This is a genomic window from Streptomyces djakartensis (assembly GCF_014651075.1).
GTDB classification, from domain to species: domain Bacteria; phylum Actinomycetota; class Actinomycetes; order Streptomycetales; family Streptomycetaceae; genus Streptomyces; species Streptomyces djakartensis.
Genome location: NZ_BMWE01000026.1, coordinates 24,275 through 48,961, shown reverse-complemented (window position 1 = coordinate 48,961; position 24,687 = coordinate 24,275). Strand labels below are relative to the sequence as shown.

The window sequence follows — 24,687 nt, the reverse complement described above, 5'->3', positions numbered from 1 at the left end:
ACCCGTGGGGGAAGATGTCCGGGTGCTCCAGCAACTCTTCAGTCCGTCCGTCCAGCACACGCTCGACCTGATCGGCATCTTCGTCTTCGCGATCTCCGGCGCCCTGCTGGCCGTGCGCAAGAACTTCGACGTGTTCGGCATGGCCGTGCTCGCCGAGGTCACGGCCCTGGGCGGGGGACTCTTCCGGGACCTGGTCATCGGGGCCGTACCGCCCGCCGCCTTCACGGACCTGGGCTACTTCCTCACTCCGCTGCTCGCCACGCTCCTCGTCTTCTTCCTGCACCCGCAGGTGGAACGCATCCAGGTCGCCGTCAACGTCTTCGACGCGGCCGGCCTCGGCCTGTTCTGCGTCGCGGGCACGATCAAGGCGTACGAGTACGGGCTCGGCCTGACCGCTTCGGCCGGCCTGGGGCTGACCACCGCCGTGGGCGGCGGCGTGCTGCGGGACGTCCTCGCCAACGAGGTTCCCTCGCTGCTGCGCTGGGACCGTGACCTGTACGCGGTCCCGGCGATCATCGGCTCCGCCATGGTCGCCCTGTGCATCCGCTACGACGCCCTGAACCCGTTCACCAGTGCCCTCGCGGTGATCACCGGCTTCGTGCTGCGCCTGCTGGCGATGCGCTACCACTGGCGGGCTCCGCGGGCGTGGCACCGGCGGTCCATGGTGAGCGAGGAGGAGCAGCCCTCGCTGCCCTGACGAGGAAAGCTACCGCTTAGTAATTAGTTCTTGTACTGTTCGGCCCATGTCAGAAGCAGCCACCGCCCCGGCCGTCCGGGCCACGATCGGCGACAGTGAGTTCGACCGCGACACCGCGGTCACCCGCCGCTCGCACGGCGTCTACGACATCGATCTCTCCGCGGGCTGGACGATCTTCAACGCCGTCAACGGCGGCTACCTGCTGGCCGTCCTGGGCCGCGCCCTGGCGGACGCCCTGCCGCATACCGACCCCTTCACGATCTCGGCGCACTACCTCACCGCGTCCCGGCCCGGCCCGGCCGTCGTCCGCACGGACGTCGTCCGCACCGGCCGGACCCTGTCGACCGGCCAGGCCTCCCTCTTCCAGTACGACGACGAGGGCCGCGAGGTCGAACGCATCCGAGTCCTCGCCTCCTACGGCGACCTGGACTCCCTGCCCGACGACGTCCGTACGACGGCCGAGCCGCCCGCCATCCCCCCGATGGAGCACTGCTTCGGCCCCGAGGACGGGCCCGCCCCCGTTCCCGGAAGCTCGGCCATCACCGACCGCCTGATGCTCAAGCTCGACCCGTCGACGCTGGGCTGGGCCCTCGGGCAGCCGTCCGGCAAGGGCGAGATGCGGGCCTGGTTCGGCCTCGCGGACGGCCGCGACCACGACCCGCTCTCCCTGCTGCTGGCCGTGGACGCCCTGCCGCCCACCGCGTTCGAACTCGGGCTGAAGGGCTGGGTGCCCACCGTCGAGCTCACCGTGCATGTGCGCTGCCGGCCGGCGCCGGGCCCGCTGCGTGTGTCGATCACCACCCGCAACCTCGCCGGCGGCTTCCTCGAGGAGGACGCCGAGGTCTGGGACAGCGCCGGCCGGCTGGTGGCCCAGTCCCGGCAGCTGGCGCGGGCCCGGCTCGGCTGAGCCCTGCCCGGCCGCTCGCGATGCCGGGGGCGGTGTGCTCGTCGAAACGGGCGCGCCGCCCCAGGCGATTTGCGGGGGCCGGTCAGTCCAGCCAGTGGTGGCGGCCCAGCCCGATCAGCCGCATCTGACGGGTCGCCACCCGCGCGACCTGCCGGGTCCGCTCCTCGCGCTCCTCCTCCGGCCCCTCCAGCGCCTCCAGGAAGAGCGACGCGGTGATCAGCATCTGGTCCACGTAGAGGTGCGCCAGCATCAGCAGGTCGTCCTCGGACCAGCCCTCCGACACCGGGTCCTCGGCCAGTTCCTCCTTGACCTCCTGGGCGAACCGGGCCAGCTGGCCGCGAATCGCCTCCCGTACCGGCTGAACTCCGCCATGTCGTTCACGGGCGATGAACCGGACATGGGCGGGGTACCCGTCGACGTGACGGGCGATCAGTTCGATGGTGCGCGTGATGCGTTCCTCGTGGTCACCCGTCGTGGACACCGTCGTCCGGATCATCGGGTGCAGGCTGCCCAGCGCCTCCTCGACCAGTGCCACGCCCAGATCCGCCGTGGAGCGGAAGTGGCGGTAGAAGGCGGTCGGGGCGACACCGACGGCGCGGGTGACCTCGCGCAGCCCGAGGCTGCTCAGGCTCTGCTCCTCCAGCAGCCCCAGGGCCGCGTCCAGGAGTGCCTGCCGGGTCTTCTGTTTCTGGGCCTGCCGGATGCCGAGGGTGTGACTCATACCATGCAGTTAACAACTGTTCTCTGGAATTGGAAAGTCATGGGAGGCGCTAGACTGGGAAGTCAGTGAACAAGTGTAACCACAACCGTTCACCGAATCCCTGGGGGTAGTTCACCATGCTGTTCATCGTCGCCGCGCTCCTCCTGCTGGGCGTGCTCCTGGGCACCGTCGCCCACGCGCCGCTCACCTTCTCCGTCGCCGCCGGTGCCGTCATCGCCGCCTGGCTCGGCATCTTCGCGCTCCGCGAGCGCCACAGCCGCCGACGCCACCCGCAGGCCCACTGACCACCGCACCGCCGACCCGACACCGGGAGCAGATCACCATGCAGCTCACCGCACCGGCCACGCGCCGTACCGGCATCCGTGACACCGACGGCATGGCCGTCGCGTCCTTCGTCCTGGGCCTGCTCGGCCTGCTCGTCCTCAACATCTTCCTCGGCCCGCTCGCCATCGTGCTGGCGAGCGTCGCCCTGTGGCGCGGCACCAAGCGCCGCGGCCGCGCCTACCTGGGTCTCGGCCTGGGCGTCGCCGACCTGGTGGTCCTGGTGGCCTTCATGCAGGCGGACAGCACGGTCTCCTGGAGCTTCTGAGCCGTCGTCGGACGACCGCCCGCCGACGAGCCGCGGCCGGCCCGTGGGCGACGGGTCACAGCCGCCCCGGCAAGCGGTTCACCTCCGTTCGGAATCGGCCGACCTGGACCTGAGGCCGCTCGCGAGGGGGCCGTAGAATCGGGCTCACCATGGCTTACCTCGACCACGCCGCGACCACCCCGATGCTCCCGGAGGCGGCAGAGGCGCTCACCGCCCACCTGGGTGCCACCGGCAACGCCTCCTCCCTCCACGCATCCGGCCGGCAGGCCCGCCGTACCGTCGAGGAGGCCCGCGAGACCCTCGCCGAAGCCCTCGGCGCACGCCCCAGCGAGGTCGTCTTCACCTCGGGCGGCACGGAGGCCGACAACCTCGCCGTCAAGGGCCTCTACTGGTCACGCCGCAGCGCCGACCCGGCCCGCGTCCGCGTCCTCGCCAGCCCCGTCGAGCACCACGCGGTCCTCGACGCCGTGCACTGGCTCGGCGAACACGAGGGCGCCAACGTCGAGTACCTGCCGGTCGACACCCACGGCCGCGTCCACCCCGAGACCCTGCGCGAGGCGATCGCCCGCAACCCCGGCGACGTGGCGTTCGCCACCGTCATGTGGGCCAACAACGAGATCGGGACGATCCTTCCGGTCCGTGAACTCGCCGACGTCGCAGCCGAATTCGGGGTCCCCCTGCACTCGGACGCCGTCCAGGCCTTCGGTCAGATCCCCGTGGACTTCGCCGCCTCCGGCCTCGCCGCGATGACGGTGACCGGCCACAAGATCGGCGGGCCGTACGGCATCGGCGCCCTGGTCCTCGGCCGTGAACACACCCCCGTGCCCGTCCTGCACGGCGGCGGTCAGGAGCGGCACGTGCGCTCCGGCACCCTCGACGTGCCCGCCATCGCCTCCTTCGCGGTCGCCGGGCGGCTGGCGGCCAGGCAGCGCGAGTGGTTCGCCCGCGAGATCGGCGCCCTGCGCGACGCGCTCGTCACCGCGGTCCGTACGGCCGTGCCGGACGCGATCCTCGGCGGCGACCCGTCGCCGGAGGGCCGCCTCCCCGCCAACGCGCACTTCACCTTCCCCGGCTGCGAGGGCGACTCCCTGCTGCTCCTGCTCGACGCCCAGGGCATCGAGTGCTCCACCGGCTCCGCCTGCACCGCCGGGGTCGCCCAGCCCAGCCATGTCCTCCTCGCCACCGGCACCGACCCGGACCTGGCCCGGGGCACCCTGCGCTTCTCCCTCGGCCACACCTCCACCGAGGCCGACGTCGAGGCCCTGGCGAAGGCCATCGGCCCGGCGGTGGAACGGGCCAGGGCGGCGGGGCTGACGTAACACGGCCCGGCCGGCCCGCCGACCCGATCAGGCCGGGACCGTACGCGCCTGACGCACCAGCCGCAGGTACCTGTCCCAGTCCCAGTGCGGCCCCGGGTCGGTGTGGTCCGTGCCCGGGACCTCCACGTGGCCGATGATGTGCTCGCGGTCGACGGGGATGCCGTACCGCGCGCAGATCAGGGCCGTGAGACGGGCGGAGGCCTCGTACATCTCGTCCGTGAGGTCCTGCGGGCGGTCCACGAAGCCCTCGTGCTCGATGCCGACACTGCGCTCGTTGTAGTCGCGGTTGCCCGCGTGGTACGCCACGTCCAGCTCGCGGATCATCTGCGCGACGTGCCCGTCCTGGCGGACGATGTAGTGCGCGGCCGCCTTGTGCCCCGGGTCCTGGAAGGCCTTCACCGCGCTGTCGAAGCTTCCCTGGGTGACATGGACGATCACCATGTCTATGCCGTAGTCGTCGGGCCGGTCCGCACGGCGCCAGTTCGCGTCCGACGCCGCCACCCAGCGCGCGCCCGCGTAGTCGACCTCGCCTTCCTTGCGCGGCTTCTCCACGCCGGGAACCCGCCACCACAGGCGCGCGAGCTCGTCCCGGGCCAGCACGGCCGTGCCCGCCGCTGCCGCCGCCCCGCCGATCAGCAACGCGCGTCGCCCGACCTTCCGGTCGCCGTCCCTCGGAGCCTTCCGCTGTCCCATGTGATCGTCAACGGATACCCGCGGGCCCCGGTTCCCGCGCCCCGTACCCTGGAGGGGCTATGACTGACACTCCGCAGCGCTCCCGCCCCCTCCGCGTCCTGGCCGCCATGTCCGGCGGAGTCGACTCCGCCGTCGCCGCCGCCCGCGCGGCCGAGGCGGGCCACGACGTGACCGGCGTCCACCTCGCGCTCTCCGCCAACCCCCAGTCCTTCCGCACGGGCGCCCGGGGCTGCTGCACCATCGAGGACTCGCGCGACGCCCGCCGCGCCGCCGACGTCATCGGCATCCCCTTCTACGTGTGGGACCTCGCCGACCGCTTCCGCGAGGACGTCGTCGAGGACTTCGTCGCCGAGTACGAGGCCGGGCGCACGCCCAACCCCTGCCTGCGCTGCAACGAGAAGATCAAGTTCGCCGCGCTGCTGGACAAGGCCCTCGCGTTGGGCTTCGACGCGGTCTGCACGGGCCACTACGCGAAGGTGATCGTGCGCGAGGACGGCACACGCGAGCTGCACCGCGCCTCGGACATGGCCAAGGACCAGTCGTACGTCCTCGGCGTGCTCGACGAGAAGCAGCTGGCGCACGCGCTCTTCCCGCTCGGCGACACGGTCACCACCAAGGACGAGATCCGGGCGGAGGCCGAGCGCCGGGGACTGGCGGTCGCCAGGAAGCCCGACTCGCACGACATCTGCTTCATCGCCGACGGCGACACCCAGGGCTTCCTGGCGGACCGGCTCGGCAAGGCGGAGGGCGACATCGTCGACGAGTCGGGAGCGAAGCTCGGCACGCACGAGGGCGCCTACGGCTTCACCATCGGCCAGCGCAAGGGCCTGCGCATCGGCACCCCGGCCCCCGACGGCAAGCCGCGCTACGTGCTCGACATCTCGCCGGTGGACAACACGGTGACCGTCGGCCCGGCCTCCGCCCTGGACGTCGGAGCCCTCACCGCGATCAAGCCCCGCTGGTGCGGCGCCGCCCCCACGGGCCCCGGCACCTACACCGCCCAGCTGCGCGCCCACGGCGGCGAGACCGAGGTCACCGCCGAACTCGTCGACGGCTCCCTGGAGGTCACCTTCACCGAGCCGGTCCGCGGCGTCGCCCCCGGCCAGGCCATCGTGCTGTACGACGGCACGCGGGTGGTGGGGTCGGCGACGATCGCGTCGACCAAGCGGGCCGTGGCAGGCGTGGCCTGACGCCCAGGGACACAGGGGCTGTCGTCGCGCGGAGCGTGCCAGACCTTGCCGGAGGCTGTGCTGCGCTCCGACGGGTCCAGCGGCTTCCCGTGTGAGGCTGGGCGTCGAGGTGGACGCGGCCCGGTGGCAGGCCGAGGCGGATCGGGGCTGACCGGTGGGCGTGTTTGCCCACGGGCACGGGGTTGAACTCGCGTGGAGCATGCCAGGCCCCGCCGGAGGCTGTGAGGCGCTCCGACGGGGGCCTGGCGCCTTCCCGCGTGAGGTGGACGCGGTCCGGTGGCAGGCCGAGGCGGACCGGGCCCGACCGGTGGGCGTGTTTGCCCACGGGCGCGGGGGTTGAACTCGCGTGGAGCATGCCAGGCCTTGCGGGGCTGTGCTGCGCTCCGACGGGTCCGGGGGCTTCTCGTGTGAGGCTGGGCGTCGAGGTGGACGCGGTCCGGTGGCAGGCCGAGGCGGATCGGGCCCGACCGGCGGACGCGCTCGCCCAGGCGATCCAGGGCTGTCGTCTCGCGGAGCCTGCACAAGATCACAGGGGGACGCGAGACGCTCCGACCGGTCCGGGCCGTCCCGCGCGAGGCGCACGAAGCCCACCCCGGGCCGCGGCGCCTGACCTCCGGCCCTCCCGGGGGGACCCAAGCACGCGTGGACCCTGGGCCCGGCGCCCGCCTCACGCCCCTCTCAGCCCCGGCTGAAGAACTCCGTCAGCACCGGTGCCAGCACGTTCGGCTCCACCATGTGCGTCTGCCCCTGGAGCGTGCGGTACGTGCCCTCGGGGACCGAGTCGGCGATCGCCCGGGCCGCCTCCCGGAGCCAGGACGGGCTGGCGTCGCCCGCGACCGCCAGGACGGGGACGCCGACCGAGGCGAGCCGGGCGCGGGGCACGCGGCCGTCGCCCATCACCGCGTCGTCGTAGGCGAGGCTCGGGGCCATCGCCTCCATGCTGGCCCACATCGGAGACTGGCGCGCCCCCTTGATGACGTCCTCGGCCAGGCCGGTCAGCCGCAGGAACAGCTCGACCGCGTCCCCGCGCCGCCCCTCGGCGAGGGCCTCCGTCAGACGCCCGGTGTACTCCGCGCGCTCCGCCGCTCCCTCCTCTGACATGGCGAACGGCGTCTCGTACACCGCGACGCGCCGCACCGGCAGACCGCTCGCCGCCGCCTCCAGGGCCAGCGCCCCGCCCGACGAGATGCCGTACAGGCACGCGTCGCCGCCCACCGCCTCGATCACCGCGGCCAGGTCCTCGACCTCGCGTTCCACGGCGTAGGGCGCCGTGTCCCCGCTGGCGCCGCGGCCCCGGCGGTCGTAGACGACGGCCTGGAAACGCTCCGACAGGGACACGGCCAGCGGCGCCAGGGTGCCGCCCGTCGACATCGCGCCGCTCACCAGGACGACCGCGGGGCCCCGGCCGGTGCTCTCGTAGGCGATACGGGTGCCGTCGCGTGAAAGGATCTTCTTGTCCATGTCAGAGCAGACTGCCGCACGGCGCGGTGTTCATCGGTGAGGCGGGCCGCGCGTCAGCCGATCACATCATTTGCACCTGGTAGAAGCACAGGTGGTCCTTGATCTCCGCGACGTCCGGTTTCGGGTCCGGATACGCCCAGACGAGGTCCGCCGCGTCCGGCAGCGACCAGTAGGACGCGGTGCCCTTGAACGGGCAGTACGTGCGTGTGCCCGAGGGCGTCAGCAGGTCGAGGCGTACGTCCTCGGGAGGGATGTAGTACCGCTCGGGGCAGCCCGTCTCACGCAGGACCAGCGGCCGGTCGCTCTCCGCCAGGACCTGCCCGCCGTGCACCACGCGCACGCGCCGGCCGCTCCGCTCGATGGTGATGCGATGCCCGTTCGTCACGATCGCCCTCCTTGGGTCGCCGACTCCCCCGATACAGCGCAGGCTGAAGCGGAGTTCTTCCCTCGCCGCTGGAGGCCCTCATGCGAGCCACGGAACCGGCAAGGAACCGCAGCACCCTGGCCCACCAGGTCCGGTACGCGCTGCGCCACCCGGAGCGCATACCCGCGCACGCCCGGCGCGCGGCGCGGGACGCCTGGCTGCGGCTGCGGTACCGGGACCACATCGCGTACTACCGCGCGGTGATGGCCTCCGACGCGGCGCGCAGCACGGAGGCGGCGGTGGGACACAACCCGTCGCGCGAGGCGTGGGCGCGGATCGGGCGCATGCAGTTCGACTACCTGGTGCGGCACGGTCTCCAGCCGCACCACCGCATGCTGGAGATCGGCTGCGGCAACCTGCGCGCCGGACGGCTGTTCATCGACTACCTCGACACCGGCCACTACTACGGAATCGACATCTCGCCGCACATCCTGCTCGCCGCCCAGGACACCCTCGCCGCCGGGAGACTGCAGCCCAAGCTGCCGTACCTGGTGCTCGCCGACGACCTCACCTTCGCCTTCCTGCCCGACGCGCACTTCGACGTCGTGCACGCGCACAGCGTCTTCTCCCACTCCCCGCCGCACGTCATCGAGGAGTGCTTCGCCCACGTCGGCAGGATCCTCGCGCCCGGCGGGTTCTTCGACTTCACCTTCGACCGCACCGAGGGCGCGGAGCACCAGGTGCTGCGCGAGGACTTCTACTACCGCACGGAGACGCTGACCGCACTCGCGGCCCGGCACGGCCTGGACGCACGGTTCATGGACGACTGGGAACGGCTCCCGCACGGGCAGTCCAAGATGCGCGTGACGGTGGCCGCCGACCGGGCCCGTACGGTGGGGCCATGAACATCTGTGTCTTCCTCTCCGCCGCCGACCTCGACGAGCGCTACACCCGTCCCGCGCGGGAGTTCGCCACGCTGCTGGGCAAGGGCGGCCACACGCTGGTGTGGGGCGGCTCGGACGTCGGCCTGATGAAGGTCGTCGCCGACGGGGTGCAGGAGGCGGGCGGCCGGCTCGCCGGCGTCTCCGTGCAGTTCCTCTCGGCGAAGGCCCGCCCGGGCGTCGACGAGATGGTCGTCGCGAAGGACCTGGCCGAGCGCAAGAGGCTCCTCCTGGAGAAGGCCGACGCCGTGGTGATCATGGTGGGCGGCACCGGCACGCGACGAGGCGACCGAGATCCTGGAGCTGAAGAAGCACGGTCACACGGACAAGCCGGTGGTGCTGCTCAACACCGCCGGGTTCTACGACGGCCTGAAGGAGCAGTTCCGCCGCATGGAGGACGAGGGGTTCCTGCCCCGCCCGCTCACCGACCTGGTGTTCTTCGCCGAGGAACCGGTGGGGGCGCTGGCTTACCTGGAGGAGAGCCGGGGCATCGAGTAACCCGGCTCTGATGCGAGCATGGCGGGCATGGCTACTCATGTGATCACCGGGGCCGGCTCCGGCATCGGCGCGGCCGTGGCCCGCCGTCTGCACGCGCGCGGGGACGACCTCGTGCTGCACGCGCGCGACGCGGGCCGCGCGAAGGAGCTGGCGGCCGCGTTCCCCGGGGCGAAGACGCTGGTCGGCGACCTGGCGGACCCCGACAAGCTCTCCTGGGCGTTCTCCCACCAGTCGCTGCCCGACCGCGTGGACTCGCTGCTGCACATCGCCGGGGTCGTCGACCTCGGCCCGGTCGGCGACCTCACCCCGAAGGCCTGGCGCCACCAGCTCAACGTCAACCTCGTCGCCCCCGCCGAGCTGACCCGCCACTTCCTGCCCCAGCTGCGCGCCGCCCGGGGCCATGTGCTCTTCGTCAACTCAGGCGCCGGCCTGAGCGCTCACGCCGGCTGGTCGGCGTACGCCGCCTCCAAGCACGGCCTGAAGGCCCTGGCCGACTCCCTGCGCCACGAGGAGCACGCGGGCGGTGTCCGGGTCACCTCGGTCTACCCCGGCCGCACGGCGAGCCCCATGCAGGTCAAGGTCCACCAGCAGGAGGGCAAGGAGTACGACGCCTCGAAGTGGATCGACCCGGAGTCCGTGGCCACGACGATCCTGATGGCCCTGGACCTGCCGAGGGACGCGGAGGTCAACGACCTGACGGTGCGACCGGGGAACTGACCTCGGCGCAGCCGCTGCGTAGGCTTCTCCGGGTGAGCGAAAACAGCCAGTTCAGGTTCGGCGCCGCCACCGGTGTGGGGTCCATGCCGGGCGGCGACGCCCGAGAAGCCGCCAAGACCGTCACCGGGACCTTCGAGGACTTCCCCTTCCTGCCCGAACTGCCCGCCCGGGGCCCCGGCGCGGACATGATCGGGCGGACCGCCGGCCTGCTCGTCGAGCTGTACGCGCGGGTGGAGCCCAGCGGCTGGCGGCTCGGCGACCGGCCGGGGCGGGACACCAGACGGGCCCGTTCCTGGCTCGGTGAGGACCTCGACGCGCTGGAGGAGTTCACGCAGGAGTACCAGGGGCCGCTGAAGGTGCAGGCGGTCGGGCCGTGGACGCTGGCCGCCGGCCTGGAGCTGAGGAACGGCGAGGCGGCCCTCTCCGACGCCGGCGCCTGCCGGGACCTGGCCGCCTCCCTCGCCGAAGGGCTGCGTCTGCATCTCGCCGAAGTGCGGCGGCGCGTCCCCGGCGCACAGCTCGTCCTCCAGCTCGACGAGCCGTCCCTCACCTCCGTCCTGCGCGGCCAGGTGAAGACCGCCAGCGGCTACCGCACCCACCGGGCCGTCGACCGGCAGATCGCCGAGGCCACGCTCCGCGACGTCGTCGCCGTGCACGGGGACGGCCCGGTCGTCGTCCACTCCTGCGCGCCGGACGTCCCCTTCGCCCTGCTGCGGCGGGCGGGGGCGGCGGCCGTCTCCTTCGACTTCTCGCTGCTCACCGAGCGTGACGACGAGGTGATCGGTGAGGCGGTGGAGGGCGGTACCCGGCTCTTCGCCGGTGTTGTCCCGGGCACGGAGGGCCCATTGTCAGACCCTGCCGGTAGCGTCATGGGTGTCAGGACGCTGTGGCGCAGGCTGGGGCTGTCACCGGGGCTTCTCGCGGAGGCGGTCACACTCACCCCGGCGTGCGGACTCGCGGGGGCCTCCCCGGGGTACGCGCGCACGGCGCTCGCCCACTGTGTCCGGGCGGCGAGATCTCTCGCGGACAACCCAGAGTAACGGGAGGACGACACGGTGGCCGGCGACAAGCAAGCGGAGACGACGACGGTGCCCGCCGAGGCACGGGAGAAGCACGCGCGCCTCGCGGAGCAGATCGAGGAACACCGCTTCCGTTACTACGTGAAGGACGCTCCCGTCGTCAGCGACGCGGAGTTCGACCAGCTGCTGCGTTCCCTGGAGGCGCTGGAGGAGGAGCACCCGGAGCTGCGCACCCCGGACTCGCCGACCCAGAAGGTCTCCGGGTCCTACGAGACGGAGTTCACGGCGGTCGAGCACCGCCAGCGCATGCTCTCCCTCGACAACACGTTCAACGACGAGGAGATGGCCGCCTGGACGGAGCGCATCGCCAGGGAACTGGGCGAGCAGGAGTACCACTTCCTGTGCGAGCTGAAGGTCGACGGCCTCGCCGTGAACCTCACCTACGAGCACGGCCGCCTCACCCGCGCCGCGACCCGGGGCGACGGCCGCACCGGCGAGGACATCACGCCGAACGTCCGCACGATCGCCGAGATCCCGGAGCGCCTGAAGGGCGACCGCGTCCCGGACCTGGTGGAGATCCGCGGCGAGGTCTACTTCCCGATGGAGAAGTTCCAGGAGCTCAACGCCCGGCTCGTCGAGGCCGGTGACAAGCCGTTCGCCAACCCGCGCAACGCGGCGGCCGGGTCACTGCGCCAGAAGGACCCGCGCGTCACCGCCACCCGCCCCCTGCACATGGTGGTGCACGGCATCGGCGCCCTGGAGGGCTACACCGGCCTGACCCGCCTCTCCCAGGCGTACGACCTGCTGAAGACCTGGGGCCTGCCCACCTCCCGGCACAACAGGGTGGTCGACGGCCTCGATGGCGTGCGGGAGTTCATCGCCCACTACGGCGAGAACCGCCACTCCGTGGAGCACGAGATCGACGGCGTGGTCGTCAAGCTCGACGAGATCCCGCTCCAGGGCCGCCTCGGTTCCACCTCGCGCGCCCCACGCTGGGCGATCGCGTACAAGTACGCGCCCGAGGAGGTCAACACCAAGCTCGTCAACATCCGCGTGGGCGTGGGCCGCACGGGCCGGGTCACGCCGTACGCCCAGGTCGAGCCGGTCACGGTCGCCGGCTCCGAGGTGGAGTTCGCCACCCTGCACAACCAGGACGTGGTCAAGGCCAAGGGCGTCCTCATCGGCGACACGGTGGTGCTGCGCAAGGCCGGTGACGTCATCCCGGAGATCCTCGGGCCCGTCGCCGACCTGCGCGACGGCAGCGAGCGCGAGTTCGTGATGCCGGCCGAATGCCCCGAGTGCGGCACCCCGCTCAGGCCGATGAAGGAGGGCGACGTCGACCTGCGCTGCCCCAACGCCCGCAGCTGCCCCGCCCAGTTGCGCGAGCGCCTGTTCTACCTCGCGGGCCGCAAGGCGCTGGACATCGAGCACTTCGGCTACGTCGCCGCCGCCGCACTCACGGCGCCGCTGGAGCCCGAGAACCCGCCGCTGGTGGACGAGGGGGACCTGTTCGACCTCACCATCGAGCAGTTGCTGCCCATCAAGGCGTACGTCCTCGACCCGGACAGCGGCCTGCCCAAGCGCGACCCCAAGACCGGCGAGGAGAAGGTCGCCACCATCTTCGCGAACCAGCAGGGCGAGCCCCGCAAGAACGCGCTTGCCATGCTGGAGAACATCGCGGCGGCCAAGCAGCGCCCGCTCGCCCGGATCATCACCAGCCTGTCGATCCGTCACGTCGGGCCGGTCGCGGCCGAAGCCCTGGCCCGCGAATTCCGCTCGATCGAGCGCATCGACCAGGCCACGGAGGAGGAACTGGCGGTCACCGAGGGCGTCGGCCCGACCATCGCCGCCTCCCTCAAGCAGTGGTTCGCCGAGGACTGGCACCGCGAAATCATCCGAAAGTGGAAGGCCGCGGGCGTCCGCATGGAGGAGGAGAGCACCGGCGAGGACGAAGGGCCGCGCCCGCTCGAAGGCCTCACCGTGGTCGTCACCGGCACCCTCGAACAGTTCACGCGGGACGGCGCCAAGGAGGCGCTGCAGAGCCGCGGAGCGAAGGTGACCGGCTCTGTTTCGAAGAAGACGTCGTTCGTCGTTGTGGGTGACAGTCCCGGATCGAAATACGACAAGGCGATGCAGCTGAAAGTGCCCGTCCTGAACGAGGACGGTTTCCGGGTCCTGCTGGAGCAGGGACCGGACGCGGCGGCCGAACTCGCCCTTTCGGCCGAGGAGTAGCGGTTGAAGGCCACCCGTTCGGCGCATACCAGATGCATACGGGTGGCCGGGGCGCATTCGGGCAACCGTCAGCGACCGCTGCCCGTGGAAGCCTTCAGCGGCCTAGTGTTGAGATGTGCGCCTGCCGTGCCCAGCTGCGATCGGGGCATCTTCGTGCTCGCGCGCGGCACGGGGAAGGGTTTTCCAACGCGGGCCGTTGAGGGGTTGTCGGGCACCGGGCCGCGTGGCGTGGGCACCGCCGGCTGTGAGAGGGACGGGAATGGAACCGACCGAGAGCGCCGTGCCGGGCTCACGGCTGCGCCTGCGCCGAATGGCGGTCGCATGGCGGGCAGTCCGTGGGACCGGGCGGCCGGCGGGGCGTCCGGGCATGGGGGAGCGCGCCGCCGGACAGTACACCGCGGACGGGCGCGTCACCGGGGGGCGTGCCGCCGCGGACGGCCGCGGTGCCCCCCAGCCGGTCACCGACCCCGCCCCCGGACTGACGGGCACGGGGCAGGAGGCCGGCACCGAACGTCGCCTGCCCTGGCCCGCGCTGCCCGCCGCGGTCGTCGCGGCGGCCGGGTTCCTGCTGGGCGCCGGCTTCTACCGCGCCTTCACCGGCGGCCACGCGCTCTTCCCGGCCGGACGGGCCGGCTGGGCGCTGGCCGTGCTGACCGGCATCATCGTCGGCCATCTCGTCATGCTCGGCCGTTCCCGCTGGTGGGGCGGCACCGGCTCGGGCGCCGCCCTCACCCTCGCGGTGCTGCTGCTGTACGGCTGGGTACCGGCCGGCATGGTCAGCCTCACGGTCGTCGTGCTGGTCGGCGTGGCCCGCCGCAACCGCTGGCGCCAGGGCGTCCTGCACGGCGCGGTCGACCTCCTCGGGATCGGCGCCGGCGCATCGGTGCTCGGCGCCTTCGGATCCGTACCGTCCGTCGAGTCCCCGGCCGACCCCGCCGGCTGGACGCTCTACACGGCCCCTCAGGTGGCCCTGGTCGCCGCCGCCTACCTCGCCGTCTCCCGCGTCCTGCTCTGGTACCTGCACGCCCCGCGCCCCGGCCTGCCCACCGTCGCCCGCACCGCCCTGGTCCGGCAGGGCCTGGTGGCGGTGGCGCTGCTGGGCATCGCGCCGCTGGTGTGCGTGGTGGCCGTGGCCAAGCCGGTCCTGCTGCCGCTGTTCTCCATCCCGCTCATCGCCCTGGACTCCACGCTCTGGATCGCCCGGGCCCGCGCCGAGGAACAACTGCGCGACCCGCTGACCGGGCTGCCCAACCGTCAGTGGCTGCTGGAGCGCATCTGGACCGCGCTGGACGACGCCGAACGCATCGACGCCCGGGCCGCCCTGATGCTGATCGACCTCGACCGTTTCCGCTCGGTCAACGACACCCTCGGTCATCTGGCCGGTGACCGGCTGCTGTTGCAGATCGCCGACCGGCTGCGCGTGGCGCTGCCGCGCGGGGCGGAGGCGGCCCGGCTCGGCGGGGACGAGTTCGCGGTCTTACTGCCCGTCGCCGACTCCACGACCTCCGCGACCCGGGTCGCCCGCAACCTCGTCTCGGCGCTCAGCTCCCCGCTCGACCTCGACGGCCTCACTCTCGTCCTGGAGGCCAGCGCCGGGGTCGCCGTCTTCCCCGACCACGCCCTGGACGCCGAGGGGCTGCTGCGGCGGGCGGACGTGGCGATGTACCAGGCGAAGCGGGACCGTACGGGTGTCGAGGTCTACGAGTCCAAGCGCGACTCCAACACCCCGGACCGGCTCGGCCTGCTGGGCGACCTGCGCCGGGCGCTGGACGCCCACGAGGTCGAGCTGCACTACCAGCCGAAGGTCCGCTTCGACGGACAGGTCGCGGGCCTGGAGGCCCTGGTCCGCTGGGTCCACCCCGAGCGGGGCAAGGTGCCGCCGGACGAGTTCATAGCGATCGCCGAGTCCTCCGGGCTGATGCCCCATCTCACCGAGTACGTCCTGGAGACCGCGCTCGCCCAGGTCGCGCGCTGGCGGTCCGAGGGACTGTTCGTCCCGGTCGCGGTCAACGTCTCCCCGCGCGACGTCCACACCCCCGGCTTCGCGGGCTCGGTCGCCGCCCGGCTGGCCCGGCACGGCGTGCCCGCGGGAGCGCTCCAACTCGAGATCACGGAGCACGTCCTCCTGGAGGACCCGCAGCGTGCCGCCGACACCCTCAACGCGCTGACCGGGCACGGCGTCAAGATGTCGCTGGACGACTTCGGCACCGGCTACTCCTCGCTCGTGCACCTGCGCCGGCTCCCGGTCAGCGAGCTGAAGATCGACCGCTCGTTCGTCGCCCGGCTCGCGGTCGACACCGAGGACGCCGAGATCGTGCGCTGCACGGTCGACCTCGCGCACTCCCTCGGCCTGCTCGTCGTTGCCGAGGGCGTCGAGGACGACGAGACCTGGGAACGCCTGCGCGACCTCGGCTGCGACGCCGTCCAGGGCTGGCTGGTCGCCGCCGCGATGCCTCCCGACGAGACCACGGCCTGGCTCCGCGCCCGGGGATCCCGCGGCTGGCAGCGCCCCCGGGCGGCCCTCCCGGCGGCGACGGCGGACGACTCGGGCCGGATCGGCTAGAGCCGGCGGCACCAGGGTCCGGCAAACCGTTTCACGGGCACGGCCTCCCGACCCATAGGATTGGGCCAAACCACATTCACTCACCCCCAGAGGATCGCTGCATGCCTGGCATCACGCGCGAGGAGGTCGCCCACCTCGCCCGGCTGGCGCGTCTGGAGCTGAAGCCCGAAGAGCTCGAGCACTTCGCGGGACAGCTGGACGACATCATCGGCGCGGTCGCCCGCGTCAGCGAGGTCGCCGACCAAGACGTACCGCCGACCTCGCACCCGCTCCCGCTGACGAACGTCATGCGCCCGGACGAGGTCCGTCCCTCGCTCACCCCCGAGCAGGCGCTCTCCGGCGCCCCGGCCCAGGAGCAGCAGCGTTTCAAGGTGCCGCAGATCCTGGGGGAGGACTAAGACCGTGACGGACATCATCAAGCTGACGGCGGCCGAGACCGCCGCGAAGATCGCTTCCGGCGAGCTGACGGCCGTCGAGGTCACCGAGGCCCACCTCGCCCGCATCGAGGCCGTCGACGAGAAGGTGCACGCCTTCCTGCACGTCGACCGCGAGGGCGCCCTCGCCCAGGCCCGTGCCGTCGACGAGAAGCGCGCCAAGGGGGAGAAGCTCGGCCCGCTGGCCGGTGTGCCCCTCGCGCTGAAGGACATCTTCACCACCGAGGGCGTCCCGACCACGGTCGGTTCGAAGATCCTCGAGGGCTGGATCCCGCCGTACGACGCGACCGTCACCCAGCGCCTCAAGGCCGCCGACGTCGTGATCCTCGGCAAGACCAACATGGACGAGTTCGCCATGGGCTCCTCCACCGAGAACAGCGCCTACGGCCCGACCGGCAACCCCTGGGACCTGACGAAGATCCCCGGCGGCTCCGGTGGCGGTTCCTCCGCCGCGCTCGCCTCCTTCCAGGCCCCGCTCGCCATCGGCACCGACACCGGCGGCTCCATCCGCCAGCCTGCCGCCGTCACCGGCACGGTCGGTGTGAAGCCGACGTACGGCGCGGTCTCCCGCTACGGCATGGTGGCGTTCTCCTCCTCCCTCGACCAGGGCGGCCCCTGCGCCCGCACGGTCCTGGACGCGGCCCTGCTGCACGAGGTGATCGCCGGGCACGACCCGATGGACTCCACCTCCATCGACGAGCCCGTCCCGGCGGTCGTCGAGGCAGCCCTGGGCGGCAGCGTCGAGGGCATGCGCGTCGGCGTCGTCAGGCAGTTCCGCGGCGAGGGCTACCAGGCCGGCGTCATCCAGCGGTTCGACGAGTCCGTCGAGCTGCTCAAGGAACTGGGCGCCGAGATCGTCGAGCTGGACTGCCCGTCCTTCGACCTGGCGCTGTCGGCGTACTACCTGATCGCGCCCTCCGAGTGCTCCTCCAACCTCGCCCGCTTCGACGGCCTGCGCTACGGCCTGCGGACCGGCGACGACGGCAGCCACTCGGCGGAGGAGGTCACCTCCCTCACCCGCGAGGCCGGCTTCGGCCCCGAGGTCAAGCGCCGCATCATGCTCGGCACGTACGCGCTGAGCTCCGGCTACTACGACGCCTACTACGGCAGCGCCCAGAAGGTCCGCACGCTCATCAAGCAGGACTTCGACAGGGCGTTCGAGCAGGTCGACGTGATCGTCTCCCCGACGACCCCGACCACCGCCTTCGCGATCGGCGAGCGCGCCGACGACCCGATGGCGATGTACCTCGCCGACCTGTGCACCATCCCGACCAACCTGGCGGGCAACGCGGCAATGTCGCTGCCGTGCGGCCTCGCCCCGGAGGACAACCTCCCGGTCGGCCTGCAGATCATCGCCCCCGTCATGAAGGACGACCGCCTCTACAAGGTGGGTGCCGCCGTCGAGGCCGCCTTCGTGGAAAAGTGGGGCCACCCGCTGATCGAGGAGGCTCCGTCGCTGTGAGCGCACTGTCCAAGGCCAAGGGCTTCAAGAAGTCCAAGTCCGGCCTGTACGTGTCGATGGCCACGTCGGCGTTCGGCGCCGTCGGTGTCTACAAGCAGATCAAGAAGGCCCGCGGAGACAACGACACGCTGCGGCTGATCGACGCCGTCGTGACCGGCGCGGCCGTCGTCACCAACCTGGCCATTCTCTACCGCGAGCTGAAGCGGCTGGGCGACGACGACGTCCTGCTGGGCTGAGAGGGAAGTTTCACCGTGACCACCACGACCGACCTGGTGTCGTACGAGGACGCACTCGCCTCGTACGACCCCGTCATGGGCCTCGAGGTCCATGTCGAACTCGGCACCAAGACCAAGATGTTCTGCGGCTGCTCGACCGCCCTCGGCCAGGACGCCAACACGCAGACCTGCCCGGTCTGCCTCGGCCTGCCCGGCGCGCTGCCGGTCGTCAACGCGACCGGTGTCGAGTCCGCCATCAAGATCGGCCTCGCGCTGAACTGCGAGATCGCCGAGTGGTGCCGCTTCGCCCGGAAGAACTACTTCTATCCGGACATGCCGAAGAACTTCCAGACCTCCCAGTACGACGAGCCGATCGCCTTCAACGGCTACCTCGACGTGCAGCTGGAGGACGGCGAGACCTTCCGCGTGGAGATCGAGCGCGCCCACATGGAGGAGGACACCGGCAAGTCGACGCATGTCGGTGGCGCCACCGGCCGTATCCACGGCGCGTCCCACTCCCTGCTGGACTACAACCGCGCCGGCATCCCGCTCATCGAGATCGTCACCAAGCCGATCGAGGGCGCGGGCGAGCGTGCCCCCGAGGTCGCGCGGGCCTACGTCCGTGAGCTGCGCGAGGTCATCCGGGCGCTCGGCGTCTCCGAGGCCCGGATGGAGATGGGCCAGATGCGCTGCGACGTGAACCTGTCGCTGCGCCCGCACGGCACCGAGAAGTTCGGCACCCGCTCGGAGACGAAGAACGTCAACTCGCTGCGCTCCGTCGAGCGCGCCGCCCGCTTCGAGATCCAGCGGCACGCCGCGGTGCTGTCGTCCGGCGGCACGATCGTGCAGGAGACCCGGCACTTCCACGAGGACACGGGGTCGACGACCTCGGGCCGCGTGAAGGAGGAGGCCGAGGACTACCGGTACTTCCCGGAGCCCGACCTGGTGCCGGTCGCCCCGTCCCGCGAGTGGGTCGAGGAGATCCGGGCCTCCCTGCCCGAGCTGCCGCTGGTCCGCCGCAACCGGCTCCGCGAGGAGTGGGGCGTCTCGGCCACCGACATGCAGGCGATCCTCAACGCCGGCGCGCTGGAGCCGATCGTCGCCACCATCGAGGCGGGGGCCGACGCTGCCTCCGCCCGCAAGTGGTGGATGGGCGAGCTGGCCCGCAGCGCCAACGAGTCGGGCAAGGCGCTCGACGAGCTGGCGATCACCCCGGCGCAGGTGGCCCGGGTCACCGAACTGGTGGCGAAGGGCGATCTCAACGACAAGCTGGCCCGTCAGGTCATCGAGGGCGTCCTCGCGGGCGAGGGCACCCCGGACGAGGTCGTCGACAAGCGCGGTCTGAAGGTCGTCTCCGACGAGGGCGCGCTGACGGCGGCCGTCGACGAGGCGATCGCCGGCAACCCGGGCGTCGCGGACAAGATCCGCGGCGGCAAGGTGGCGGCGGCCGGTGCTCTGGTCGGCGCGGTCATGAAGGCGACCAGGGGTCAGGCCGACGCGGCACGCGTCAAGGAGCTGATCCTGGAGAAGCTGGGCGTCAGCGAGGGCTGACCTCCCGTGGACCCGACAAGGGGGGCGCACCGACCCGGTGCGCCCCCCTCGTCGTTCACTCAGGGGCGACGCCCCACGACCCGGACGAAGCCCAGCGTGCGGCCCTGGTCCAGGCGCAGCATCTCGGCGCTCCGGCCGGCCATCCGGATGTGGAACTCGTCCGTGTGCTCCTCGGCCACGACCTCGCTCCACCGCAGCCAGTCCCGCCAGCCGTCGTCGAGCCAGTCGGCGGTCTCGACCTCCACGGACCCGCTGCGGGTCCAGTGGCGCCGCCACCAGGCGGCCGTGTGGAAGCACCAGAAAGCGGGCTCCCAGTACGGCCGCAGGTGCTCCGGCGGCTCGACGCCGTCGATCTCCTCGCGCAGCGCGGGTACCACGACACCGATCCGCCCGCCCGGCTTCAGCAGCCGCGTCAGCTCGGGCAGGTACAGGTCGTCGGTGCCGAAGTACTGGTAGGCGTCGATGGAGACGATCGCGTCGAAGCTGCCCTCGCCGAACGGCAGGTCGTGCGCCTCGGCGAACACCGGCAGCACCCGGTCGGCGACGCCCGCCGCGGCGATGCGCGGGGCGTTCTCGTCAGGCTTGATCCACAGGTCGGCGGCGGTGACCCGGACGTCGTACTCCCTGGCGAGGAAGATCGACGTCATGGCGCGTCCGCAGCCCAGGTCGAGCACCCGCGAGCCGGGGCTCAGGGTGTCGAGTCCCAGGGCCGGGGCCAGCCACTCCAGCAGCCACAGCGCGTGCGGACCCATCTGGTTCTCGATGCTCCAGCGGGCGTCGTAGCGGTTGCTGCGCGGGTAGCCGGGGTGGCTCACACGATCAGTGAGGGGGTCGTTCGAGGTCCGGGAAGTCATGTCCGGCATCGGTGAACGGGCTCCTTGAGTCCTTGAGGAAGAAGGGGGATGCGTCGGAGCTCGGTCGGACCGTCAAACAACGCACCTGCTTCGGCCGGGCGGCGAGATGCCGCGGGCATTCCTCGGACCAGCGGACGCTAACAGTGGCCCGCGCCACCCCGCACCCGGTTTTCCTTCACGGCGCGCTACCGTCTCGGCCATGAGTGGACGCGCTGATTCCGACACCGGCCCGGAGATACCGGAGACAAACGCCGAGGTCCGGGAGACAGACGCCGACGTCGTGGAGACGGACGCCGAGTTCCATGAGACAGAGGGCGACATCGTGGAGACAGACGCCGACGTCGTGGAGACGGACGCCGACGTCGTGGAGACGGACGCCGACGTCGTGGAGACAGACGCCGACGTCGTGGAGACGGACGCCGACGAGACGGAAGAGGACGCGCGACGAGCCCGCTGGACGGCTGCCGGGACCGGCGTCCTTCTCACCCTCGCGGGACTGGCCGCGGCGCTGATCCGCGCCGCCCGCTCCGCGACCGCGCTCGTTCCGGCCGCATACGCCGGCGGGGCCGCCGTCTGCGCCCTCGCGGCCGTACTGGGCTCCCGGGGCCGCACCCGCAGGGCACTGTGGCTGCTGATCGCGGGGGTGATGGTGATGGCGCTGGGGGACCAGTTCGACTGACCGCGACCCGATGTGCACAAGCCCACGAACACTGTGAATAAGGCCACGAAACCGACAAACGATCTCGTTCGGCTGCAAGAGTGATGCGGCATTGCTCATGCGAACCCTGGAGCACGTTTCGTGGCAGCCCTCGCACGCTGGTGTGTCCAACGCCGTACGGTCACCGTTCTGCTGTGGCTCCTCGCCTTCGCAGGGGTCGCCGCGGGCGCCGCCGCCGCGGGCTCCGCGTACTCGAACGACTACCAGGTCCCCGGCACCGAGTCGGGCCGCGCCACCCAGCTGCTGCACGAGGGCTTCCCGCGGCTCGGCGGCGACAGCGACACCGTCGTCTGGCACACCACGTCCGGCAGCGTGCGCGCCGCCGACGTCGAGCAGACCATGACCCGCGCCCTGGACCGCGTCGGGAAACTGCCCGGCGTGGCCTCCGTGACCAGCCCCTACGACGGCCCGGGCACCGGCCGGATCAGCGAGGACGGCCGGACGGCGTACGCCACCGTCACCTTCGACGACCAGGCCCAGGACGTCAGCGCGTCCGAGGCCCGGGCCGTCGTCGACGCCGCGAAGAGCGCCGAGACCGACGGCCTGCGGGTGGAGCTGGGCGGCAGTGCCGTCGAGCTCACCCAGAGCTCCGGCGGGCACACCGCCGAGATCGTCGGCGTGCTGGTCGCCGCCGTCGTGCTGTTCCTCGCCTTCGGCTCGCTCGCCGCCTCGCTGCTGCCCATCGCCACCGCCCTGGTCGGCGTCGGCACCGCCTACGCCGGGATCGTGCTGCTCGGGCACGCCATGACCGTCGCCGACTTCGCCCCCATGCTCGGCATGCTGATCGGGCTCGGCGTCGGCATCGACTACGCCCTGTTCATCGTGACCAGACACCGGCGCGGCCTGAAACGCGGGCAGTCCGTCGCCGAGGCCGCCACCAACGCCGTCGCGACCACGGGACGGGCGGTCGTCTTCGCGGGCGCCACCGTTTGCATAGCCCTGCTGGGCATGCTGATCCTCCGGCTGAGCTTCCTCAACGGCGTCGCCATAGCGGCCGGCCTCACCGTGATCCTCACCGTCGCGGCCTCCGTGACCCTGCTGCCCGCCCTGCTGTCCCTCATCGGGATGCGCGCTCTCAGCCGCCGTGAGCGCCGCCGCCTGGCGGAACACGGGCCCGAGCCGGAACTGCCCACCGGCTTCGCCGCCCGCTGGTCGGCGTTCGTGGAACGGCACCCCAAGGTGCTCGGTGCCGTGGCCCTGGCCGTCATGGCCGTCCTCGCGCTGCCCACGCTCTCCTTGCACCTGGGCACCTCCGACCAGGGCAACGACCCCCGGACGTCCACCACCCGCCAGGCCTACGACCTCCTCGCCGACGGCTTCGGCCCCGGCGTGAACGGCCCGCTCACCCTCGTCACCAAGGTCGGCGGAGCCGAGGACAGGCTCGCCCTGGACAACCTCGACGGCACGCTCCGCACCACCGACGGCGTCGCCTCGGTGACCCCGGTGACATTCGACTCCGGCGGGGACACCGCCTACCTCACCGTGGTACCGGAGTCCTCCCCGCAGTCGAAGCAGACCAGCGACCTCGTCGACCGGCTGCGCGACGAGGTGCTGCCGCGCGCCGAGTCGGGCACCTCGCTCGACGTGCAGGTCGGCGGTATGACGGCCGGCTACGACGACTTCGCCGACGTCATCGTCTCCAAGCTGCCCGTCTTCGTCGGAGTCGTCATCGGCCTGGGCTGTCTGCTGCTCCTGCTCGCCTTCCGGTCGATCGGCATCCCGCTGAAGGCCGCCGCGATGAACGTCGCCGCCGTCGCATCCGCCTTCGGGGTGGTGGTCGCGATGTTCCAGTGGGGCTGGGGCAGCGAACTGCTCGGCCTCGGCAGCGCGGGGCCCATCGAGCCCTTCCTGCCCGTGATCATGGTGTCGGTGCTCTTCGGCCTCTCCATGGACTACCAGGTCTTCCTGGTCAGCCGGATGTACGAGGAGTGGCTGGAGACCGGCGACAACCGGCGTGCCGTCCGGGTCGGCCTGGCGGAGACCAGCCGGGTGATCAACTCGGCGGCGGTCATCATGATCTCCGTCTTCCTGGCCTTCGTCCTCAGCGGCGACCGGGTGATCGCCATGTTCGGCATCGCGCTGGCGTCCGCCGTCGCCCTGGACGCCTTCGTGCTCCGCACGCTCCTCGTGCCCGCCCTGATGCACCTGCTCGGCGGCGCCAACTGGTGGCTGCCCCGATGGCTGGACCGGCGCATGCCGCGGATCAGCATCGAACCGCCCGAGTGCCGTGCCGCCCATGAGAGGCTGGCCGCCGCGACGGACGCCGAGGTGGCGGACGTCCTGGCGCAGGAGGAGCGGCAGCGGGATGTACGCGATATCCCTGGGTGACGACGCCGAACTGAGGCCCCTCGAACCCTGGCACGCCGAGGAGTTCCTGGCGCACCTGGAGCGGGGCCGGGAGTTCATCGGGCAGTACGTCCCCTTCGGGACGACCGAGACGGATCTGACCTCGGCGCGTGCCAAGCTCCAGCTGTACGCCGACATGCGCGCCGCCGACACGGGGTCCCTGCACGGCCTGTGGCTGGACGGGAGGCTCGTGGGCGGTGTGCTGTTCCTGAACTTCGACGCGGCGAACGGCACCTGCGAGGCCGGCTGCTGGCTGGAGCCCGCGGGTACGGGCCGGGGCCTCGTCACGCGCGCGATGCGGGTGCTGATCGACTGGGCCGTCGAGCGGCGCGGCATCCACCGCGTCGAGTGGGTCGCCGCCGCGGGAAACCAGCCGAGCCTGAACGTGGCACGGCGACTCGGAATGACCCGCGACGGTGTGCGGCGCGAGGCGCACCACTACCGTGGCGTACGGCACGATCTCGAAGTCTGGTCGGTGCTGGCGCCCGAGTGGCGTGAGGCACGTGCGCGTGCCGCTCACGACGATCATTAAGAGACTTCTCAGACAGCGACCCTACGGTGCGAGACATGGCAACGAACGCAGTGGACGAGACCGAGGCCACCGAGGCCACGACCGACGAGAAGGCGGTGGACACCACCAAGTCCGACGCGGCGACCGACACGGAGGTCCGGGCCGAGGCCGAGATCGCCGACACCGTTCAGGAGAGTCCCTCCGGTGTCGGCCAGGGCGCCGCCGCCGTGGTCTCCGCCGCGCTGGGCGTCGTCTCGCTCACCGGCAGCTGGGTCGGCACCGTGGCCGCCGCCCGCCAGAACCTGGTCGGTCAGCTTCAGACCGCCCAGGGCGCGAGCGTGGCCAAGCAGATCCAGGCGGTCTACGGCGACGCCTGGCAGACCACCGCGCTCTGGGGCGGCCTGTTCGCGGTGATCGCGCTGGTGGTCGGTGTCGGGACGCTCGCGCGGCCCGCGTTCGGCACGCCAGGCAGGATTCAGCCTCCCTGGGTCAAGTCGGTCGCCTGGGCGGGCGTCGCCCTCGGGGTGATCGGCCTGTTCCTGGCCGTCCTCAAGTACACCGGCATCCTGCTCGGACTGCCGTCGGCGAGCTGAGTCACCGCGGTTCCACAGGGGTCTCAGGCCTCCGTAAGCACCTTACGGAGGCCTGAGACCCCTCACGCGTGTCTAAGGCCCCACCGGCCCCC

Annotated in this window: 24 protein-coding genes and 1 pseudogene; 20 read left to right on the top strand and 5 right to left on the bottom strand. The window is 71.8% G+C overall.

Features of this window, described 5'->3' with window-relative positions:
* Nucleotides 1-22 precede the first annotated feature (22 nt).
* Both IE212_RS30910 and IE212_RS30905 read left to right on the top strand, forming a co-directional pair.
* On the top strand, nucleotides 23-697 hold the full coding sequence (locus IE212_RS30910; RefSeq protein ID WP_190201275.1) for a trimeric intracellular cation channel family protein: 675 nt from the start codon (nucleotides 23-25) through the stop codon (nucleotides 695-697).
* A 46-nt stretch (nucleotides 698-743) separates the two neighbouring features.
* Nucleotides 744-1,604 (top strand): thioesterase family protein, encoded by an 861-nt coding sequence (locus tag IE212_RS30905; RefSeq protein WP_190201274.1) that lies wholly within the window; start codon nucleotides 744-746, stop codon nucleotides 1,602-1,604.
* Nucleotides 1,605-1,686: 82 nt separating this feature from the next.
* On the opposite strand, the gene IE212_RS30900 is transcribed toward IE212_RS30905, so the two are convergent.
* The gene (locus IE212_RS30900; RefSeq protein WP_190201273.1) at nucleotides 1,687-2,325 is read right to left on the bottom strand and encodes a TetR family transcriptional regulator; all 639 of its coding nucleotides are present in this window, start codon (nucleotides 2,323-2,325) and stop codon (nucleotides 1,687-1,689) included.
* 116 nt (nucleotides 2,326-2,441) lie between these two features.
* Between IE212_RS30900 and IE212_RS30895 the strand changes: the two genes are divergently transcribed.
* From IE212_RS30895 to IE212_RS30885, 3 genes are all read left to right on the top strand, one after another.
* Complete coding sequence (locus IE212_RS30895; RefSeq protein ID WP_190201272.1) at nucleotides 2,442-2,609, top strand: hypothetical protein; 168 nt, start codon at nucleotides 2,442-2,444, stop codon at nucleotides 2,607-2,609.
* 38 nt (nucleotides 2,610-2,647) lie between these two features.
* A complete protein-coding gene (locus IE212_RS30890; protein WP_190201271.1) occupies nucleotides 2,648-2,914 on the top strand; it encodes a DUF4190 domain-containing protein in 267 nt (88 codons plus the stop codon).
* Nucleotides 2,915-3,063: 149 nt separating this feature from the next.
* Nucleotides 3,064-4,233, top strand: a complete 1,170-nt coding sequence (locus tag IE212_RS30885; protein ID WP_190201270.1) for a cysteine desulfurase family protein — start codon at nucleotides 3,064-3,066, stop codon at nucleotides 4,231-4,233.
* Between the two features lie 27 nt (nucleotides 4,234-4,260).
* Here the strand turns inward: IE212_RS30885 and IE212_RS30880 are convergent, their stop codons facing one another.
* Complete coding sequence (locus IE212_RS30880) at nucleotides 4,261-4,926, bottom strand: N-acetylmuramoyl-L-alanine amidase (RefSeq protein WP_190201269.1); 666 nt, start codon at nucleotides 4,924-4,926, stop codon at nucleotides 4,261-4,263.
* A gap of 59 nt (nucleotides 4,927-4,985) precedes the next feature.
* Between IE212_RS30880 and mnmA the strand changes: the two genes are divergently transcribed.
* Nucleotides 4,986-6,116 carry a tRNA 2-thiouridine(34) synthase MnmA gene (gene mnmA / locus IE212_RS30875; RefSeq protein WP_190201268.1) on the top strand — a complete coding sequence of 377 codons (1,131 nt, stop codon included), beginning with the start codon at nucleotides 4,986-4,988 and terminating at the stop codon, nucleotides 6,114-6,116.
* A 678-nt stretch (nucleotides 6,117-6,794) separates the two neighbouring features.
* On the opposite strand, the gene IE212_RS30870 is transcribed toward mnmA, so the two are convergent.
* Together IE212_RS30870 and IE212_RS30865 are read right to left on the bottom strand one after the other, a co-directional pair.
* Nucleotides 6,795-7,577 (bottom strand): alpha/beta fold hydrolase, encoded by a 783-nt coding sequence (locus IE212_RS30870; RefSeq protein WP_190201267.1) that lies wholly within the window; start codon nucleotides 7,575-7,577, stop codon nucleotides 6,795-6,797.
* 61 nt (nucleotides 7,578-7,638) lie between these two features.
* Nucleotides 7,639-7,962 (bottom strand): DUF427 domain-containing protein, encoded by a 324-nt coding sequence (locus IE212_RS30865; RefSeq protein ID WP_190201266.1) that lies wholly within the window; start codon nucleotides 7,960-7,962, stop codon nucleotides 7,639-7,641.
* An 80-nt stretch (nucleotides 7,963-8,042) separates the two neighbouring features.
* Between IE212_RS30865 and IE212_RS30860 the strand changes: the two genes are divergently transcribed.
* From IE212_RS30860 to gatB, 10 genes and pseudogenes are all read left to right on the top strand, one after another.
* Nucleotides 8,043-8,846: a class I SAM-dependent methyltransferase gene (locus IE212_RS30860; RefSeq protein ID WP_190201265.1), complete on the top strand. Its 804-nt coding sequence runs from the start codon at nucleotides 8,043-8,045 to the stop codon at nucleotides 8,844-8,846.
* Nucleotides 8,843-9,380: pseudogene (locus IE212_RS30855) on the top strand (LOG family protein). Before IE212_RS30860 ends, IE212_RS30855 begins: the two are co-directional and overlap by 4 nt.
* Before the next feature lie 18 nt (nucleotides 9,381-9,398).
* Nucleotides 9,399-10,097, top strand: coding sequence for an SDR family oxidoreductase (locus IE212_RS30850; RefSeq protein WP_190201264.1), 699 nt, complete (start codon nucleotides 9,399-9,401; stop codon nucleotides 10,095-10,097).
* A gap of 32 nt (nucleotides 10,098-10,129) precedes the next feature.
* Nucleotides 10,130-11,137, top strand: a complete 1,008-nt coding sequence (locus tag IE212_RS30845; protein ID WP_190201263.1) for a methionine synthase — start codon at nucleotides 10,130-10,132, stop codon at nucleotides 11,135-11,137.
* A 15-nt stretch (nucleotides 11,138-11,152) separates the two neighbouring features.
* A complete protein-coding gene (gene ligA, locus IE212_RS30840; RefSeq protein ID WP_190201262.1) occupies nucleotides 11,153-13,348 on the top strand; it encodes an NAD-dependent DNA ligase LigA in 2,196 nt (731 codons plus the stop codon).
* 259 nt (nucleotides 13,349-13,607) lie between these two features.
* Nucleotides 13,608-15,911 (top strand): putative bifunctional diguanylate cyclase/phosphodiesterase, encoded by a 2,304-nt coding sequence (locus IE212_RS30835; protein WP_190201261.1) that lies wholly within the window; start codon nucleotides 13,608-13,610, stop codon nucleotides 15,909-15,911.
* 101 nt (nucleotides 15,912-16,012) lie between these two features.
* Nucleotides 16,013-16,309 carry an Asp-tRNA(Asn)/Glu-tRNA(Gln) amidotransferase subunit GatC gene (gatC, locus tag IE212_RS30830; RefSeq protein WP_030231941.1) on the top strand — a complete coding sequence of 99 codons (297 nt, stop codon included), beginning with the start codon at nucleotides 16,013-16,015 and terminating at the stop codon, nucleotides 16,307-16,309.
* Between the two features lie 4 nt (nucleotides 16,310-16,313).
* The gene (gatA, locus tag IE212_RS30825) at nucleotides 16,314-17,807 is read left to right on the top strand and encodes an Asp-tRNA(Asn)/Glu-tRNA(Gln) amidotransferase subunit GatA (RefSeq protein ID WP_190201260.1); all 1,494 of its coding nucleotides are present in this window, start codon (nucleotides 16,314-16,316) and stop codon (nucleotides 17,805-17,807) included.
* Nucleotides 17,804-18,043: a hypothetical protein gene (locus tag IE212_RS30820; RefSeq protein ID WP_031117539.1), complete on the top strand. Its 240-nt coding sequence runs from the start codon at nucleotides 17,804-17,806 to the stop codon at nucleotides 18,041-18,043. The genes gatA and IE212_RS30820 overlap by 4 nt, the downstream gene beginning before the upstream one ends.
* 15 nt (nucleotides 18,044-18,058) lie before the next feature.
* Nucleotides 18,059-19,573, top strand: coding sequence for an Asp-tRNA(Asn)/Glu-tRNA(Gln) amidotransferase subunit GatB (gene gatB / locus IE212_RS30815; RefSeq protein WP_190201259.1), 1,515 nt, complete (start codon nucleotides 18,059-18,061; stop codon nucleotides 19,571-19,573).
* Between the two features lie 59 nt (nucleotides 19,574-19,632).
* Here the strand turns inward: gatB and IE212_RS30810 are convergent, their stop codons facing one another.
* The gene (locus IE212_RS30810; protein ID WP_190201258.1) at nucleotides 19,633-20,436 is read right to left on the bottom strand and encodes an SAM-dependent methyltransferase; all 804 of its coding nucleotides are present in this window, start codon (nucleotides 20,434-20,436) and stop codon (nucleotides 19,633-19,635) included.
* A gap of 376 nt (nucleotides 20,437-20,812) precedes the next feature.
* On the opposite strand from IE212_RS30810, the gene IE212_RS30805 reads away from it, so the two are divergent.
* The 4 genes from IE212_RS30805 to IE212_RS30790 all read left to right on the top strand — a co-directional run bounded on the left by IE212_RS30805 (nucleotide 20,813) and on the right by IE212_RS30790 (nucleotide 24,595).
* Nucleotides 20,813-21,106: a hypothetical protein gene (locus IE212_RS30805; RefSeq protein ID WP_229864656.1), complete on the top strand. Its 294-nt coding sequence runs from the start codon at nucleotides 20,813-20,815 to the stop codon at nucleotides 21,104-21,106.
* A 120-nt stretch (nucleotides 21,107-21,226) separates the two neighbouring features.
* A complete protein-coding gene (locus IE212_RS30800; protein WP_190201257.1) occupies nucleotides 21,227-23,473 on the top strand; it encodes an MMPL family transporter in 2,247 nt (748 codons plus the stop codon).
* The gene (locus IE212_RS30795; protein WP_190201256.1) at nucleotides 23,451-24,023 is read left to right on the top strand and encodes a GNAT family N-acetyltransferase; all 573 of its coding nucleotides are present in this window, start codon (nucleotides 23,451-23,453) and stop codon (nucleotides 24,021-24,023) included. Before IE212_RS30800 ends, IE212_RS30795 begins: the two co-directional genes overlap by 23 nt.
* 35 nt (nucleotides 24,024-24,058) lie before the next feature.
* Nucleotides 24,059-24,595, top strand: coding sequence for a hypothetical protein (locus IE212_RS30790; protein WP_190201255.1), 537 nt, complete (start codon nucleotides 24,059-24,061; stop codon nucleotides 24,593-24,595).
* Nucleotides 24,596-24,687: the final 92 nt, after the last annotated feature.

What these genes read in the sequence shown, in the direction of transcription:
- IE212_RS30835 (WP_190201261.1), top strand. Translation starts at nt 13,608, where the DNA reads ATGGAACCGACCGAGAGCGCCGTGCCGGGCTCACGGCTGCGCCTGCGC.
- IE212_RS30870 (WP_190201267.1), bottom strand. Translation starts at nt 7,577, where the DNA reads ATGGACAAGAAGATCCTTTCACGCGACGGCACCCGTATCGCCTACGAG.
- gatC (WP_030231941.1), top strand. Translation starts at nt 16,013, where the DNA reads ATGCCTGGCATCACGCGCGAGGAGGTCGCCCACCTCGCCCGGCTGGCG.
- IE212_RS30810 (WP_190201258.1), bottom strand. Translation starts at nt 20,436, where the DNA reads ATGCCGGACATGACTTCCCGGACCTCGAACGACCCCCTCACTGATCGT.
- IE212_RS30885 (WP_190201270.1), top strand. Translation starts at nt 3,064, where the DNA reads ATGGCTTACCTCGACCACGCCGCGACCACCCCGATGCTCCCGGAGGCG.
- IE212_RS30850 (WP_190201264.1), top strand. Translation starts at nt 9,399, where the DNA reads ATGGCGGGCATGGCTACTCATGTGATCACCGGGGCCGGCTCCGGCATC.
- IE212_RS30880 (WP_190201269.1), bottom strand. Translation starts at nt 4,926, where the DNA reads ATGGGACAGCGGAAGGCTCCGAGGGACGGCGACCGGAAGGTCGGGCGA.
- IE212_RS30795 (WP_190201256.1), top strand. Translation starts at nt 23,451, where the DNA reads ATGTACGCGATATCCCTGGGTGACGACGCCGAACTGAGGCCCCTCGAA.
- IE212_RS30900 (WP_190201273.1), bottom strand. Translation starts at nt 2,325, where the DNA reads ATGAGTCACACCCTCGGCATCCGGCAGGCCCAGAAACAGAAGACCCGG.
- IE212_RS30790 (WP_190201255.1), top strand. Translation starts at nt 24,059, where the DNA reads ATGGCAACGAACGCAGTGGACGAGACCGAGGCCACCGAGGCCACGACC.
- IE212_RS30890 (WP_190201271.1), top strand. Translation starts at nt 2,648, where the DNA reads ATGCAGCTCACCGCACCGGCCACGCGCCGTACCGGCATCCGTGACACC.
- IE212_RS30895 (WP_190201272.1), top strand. Translation starts at nt 2,442, where the DNA reads ATGCTGTTCATCGTCGCCGCGCTCCTCCTGCTGGGCGTGCTCCTGGGC.
- mnmA (WP_190201268.1), top strand. Translation starts at nt 4,986, where the DNA reads ATGACTGACACTCCGCAGCGCTCCCGCCCCCTCCGCGTCCTGGCCGCC.
- IE212_RS30905 (WP_190201274.1), top strand. Translation starts at nt 744, where the DNA reads ATGTCAGAAGCAGCCACCGCCCCGGCCGTCCGGGCCACGATCGGCGAC.
- IE212_RS30860 (WP_190201265.1), top strand. Translation starts at nt 8,043, where the DNA reads ATGCGAGCCACGGAACCGGCAAGGAACCGCAGCACCCTGGCCCACCAG.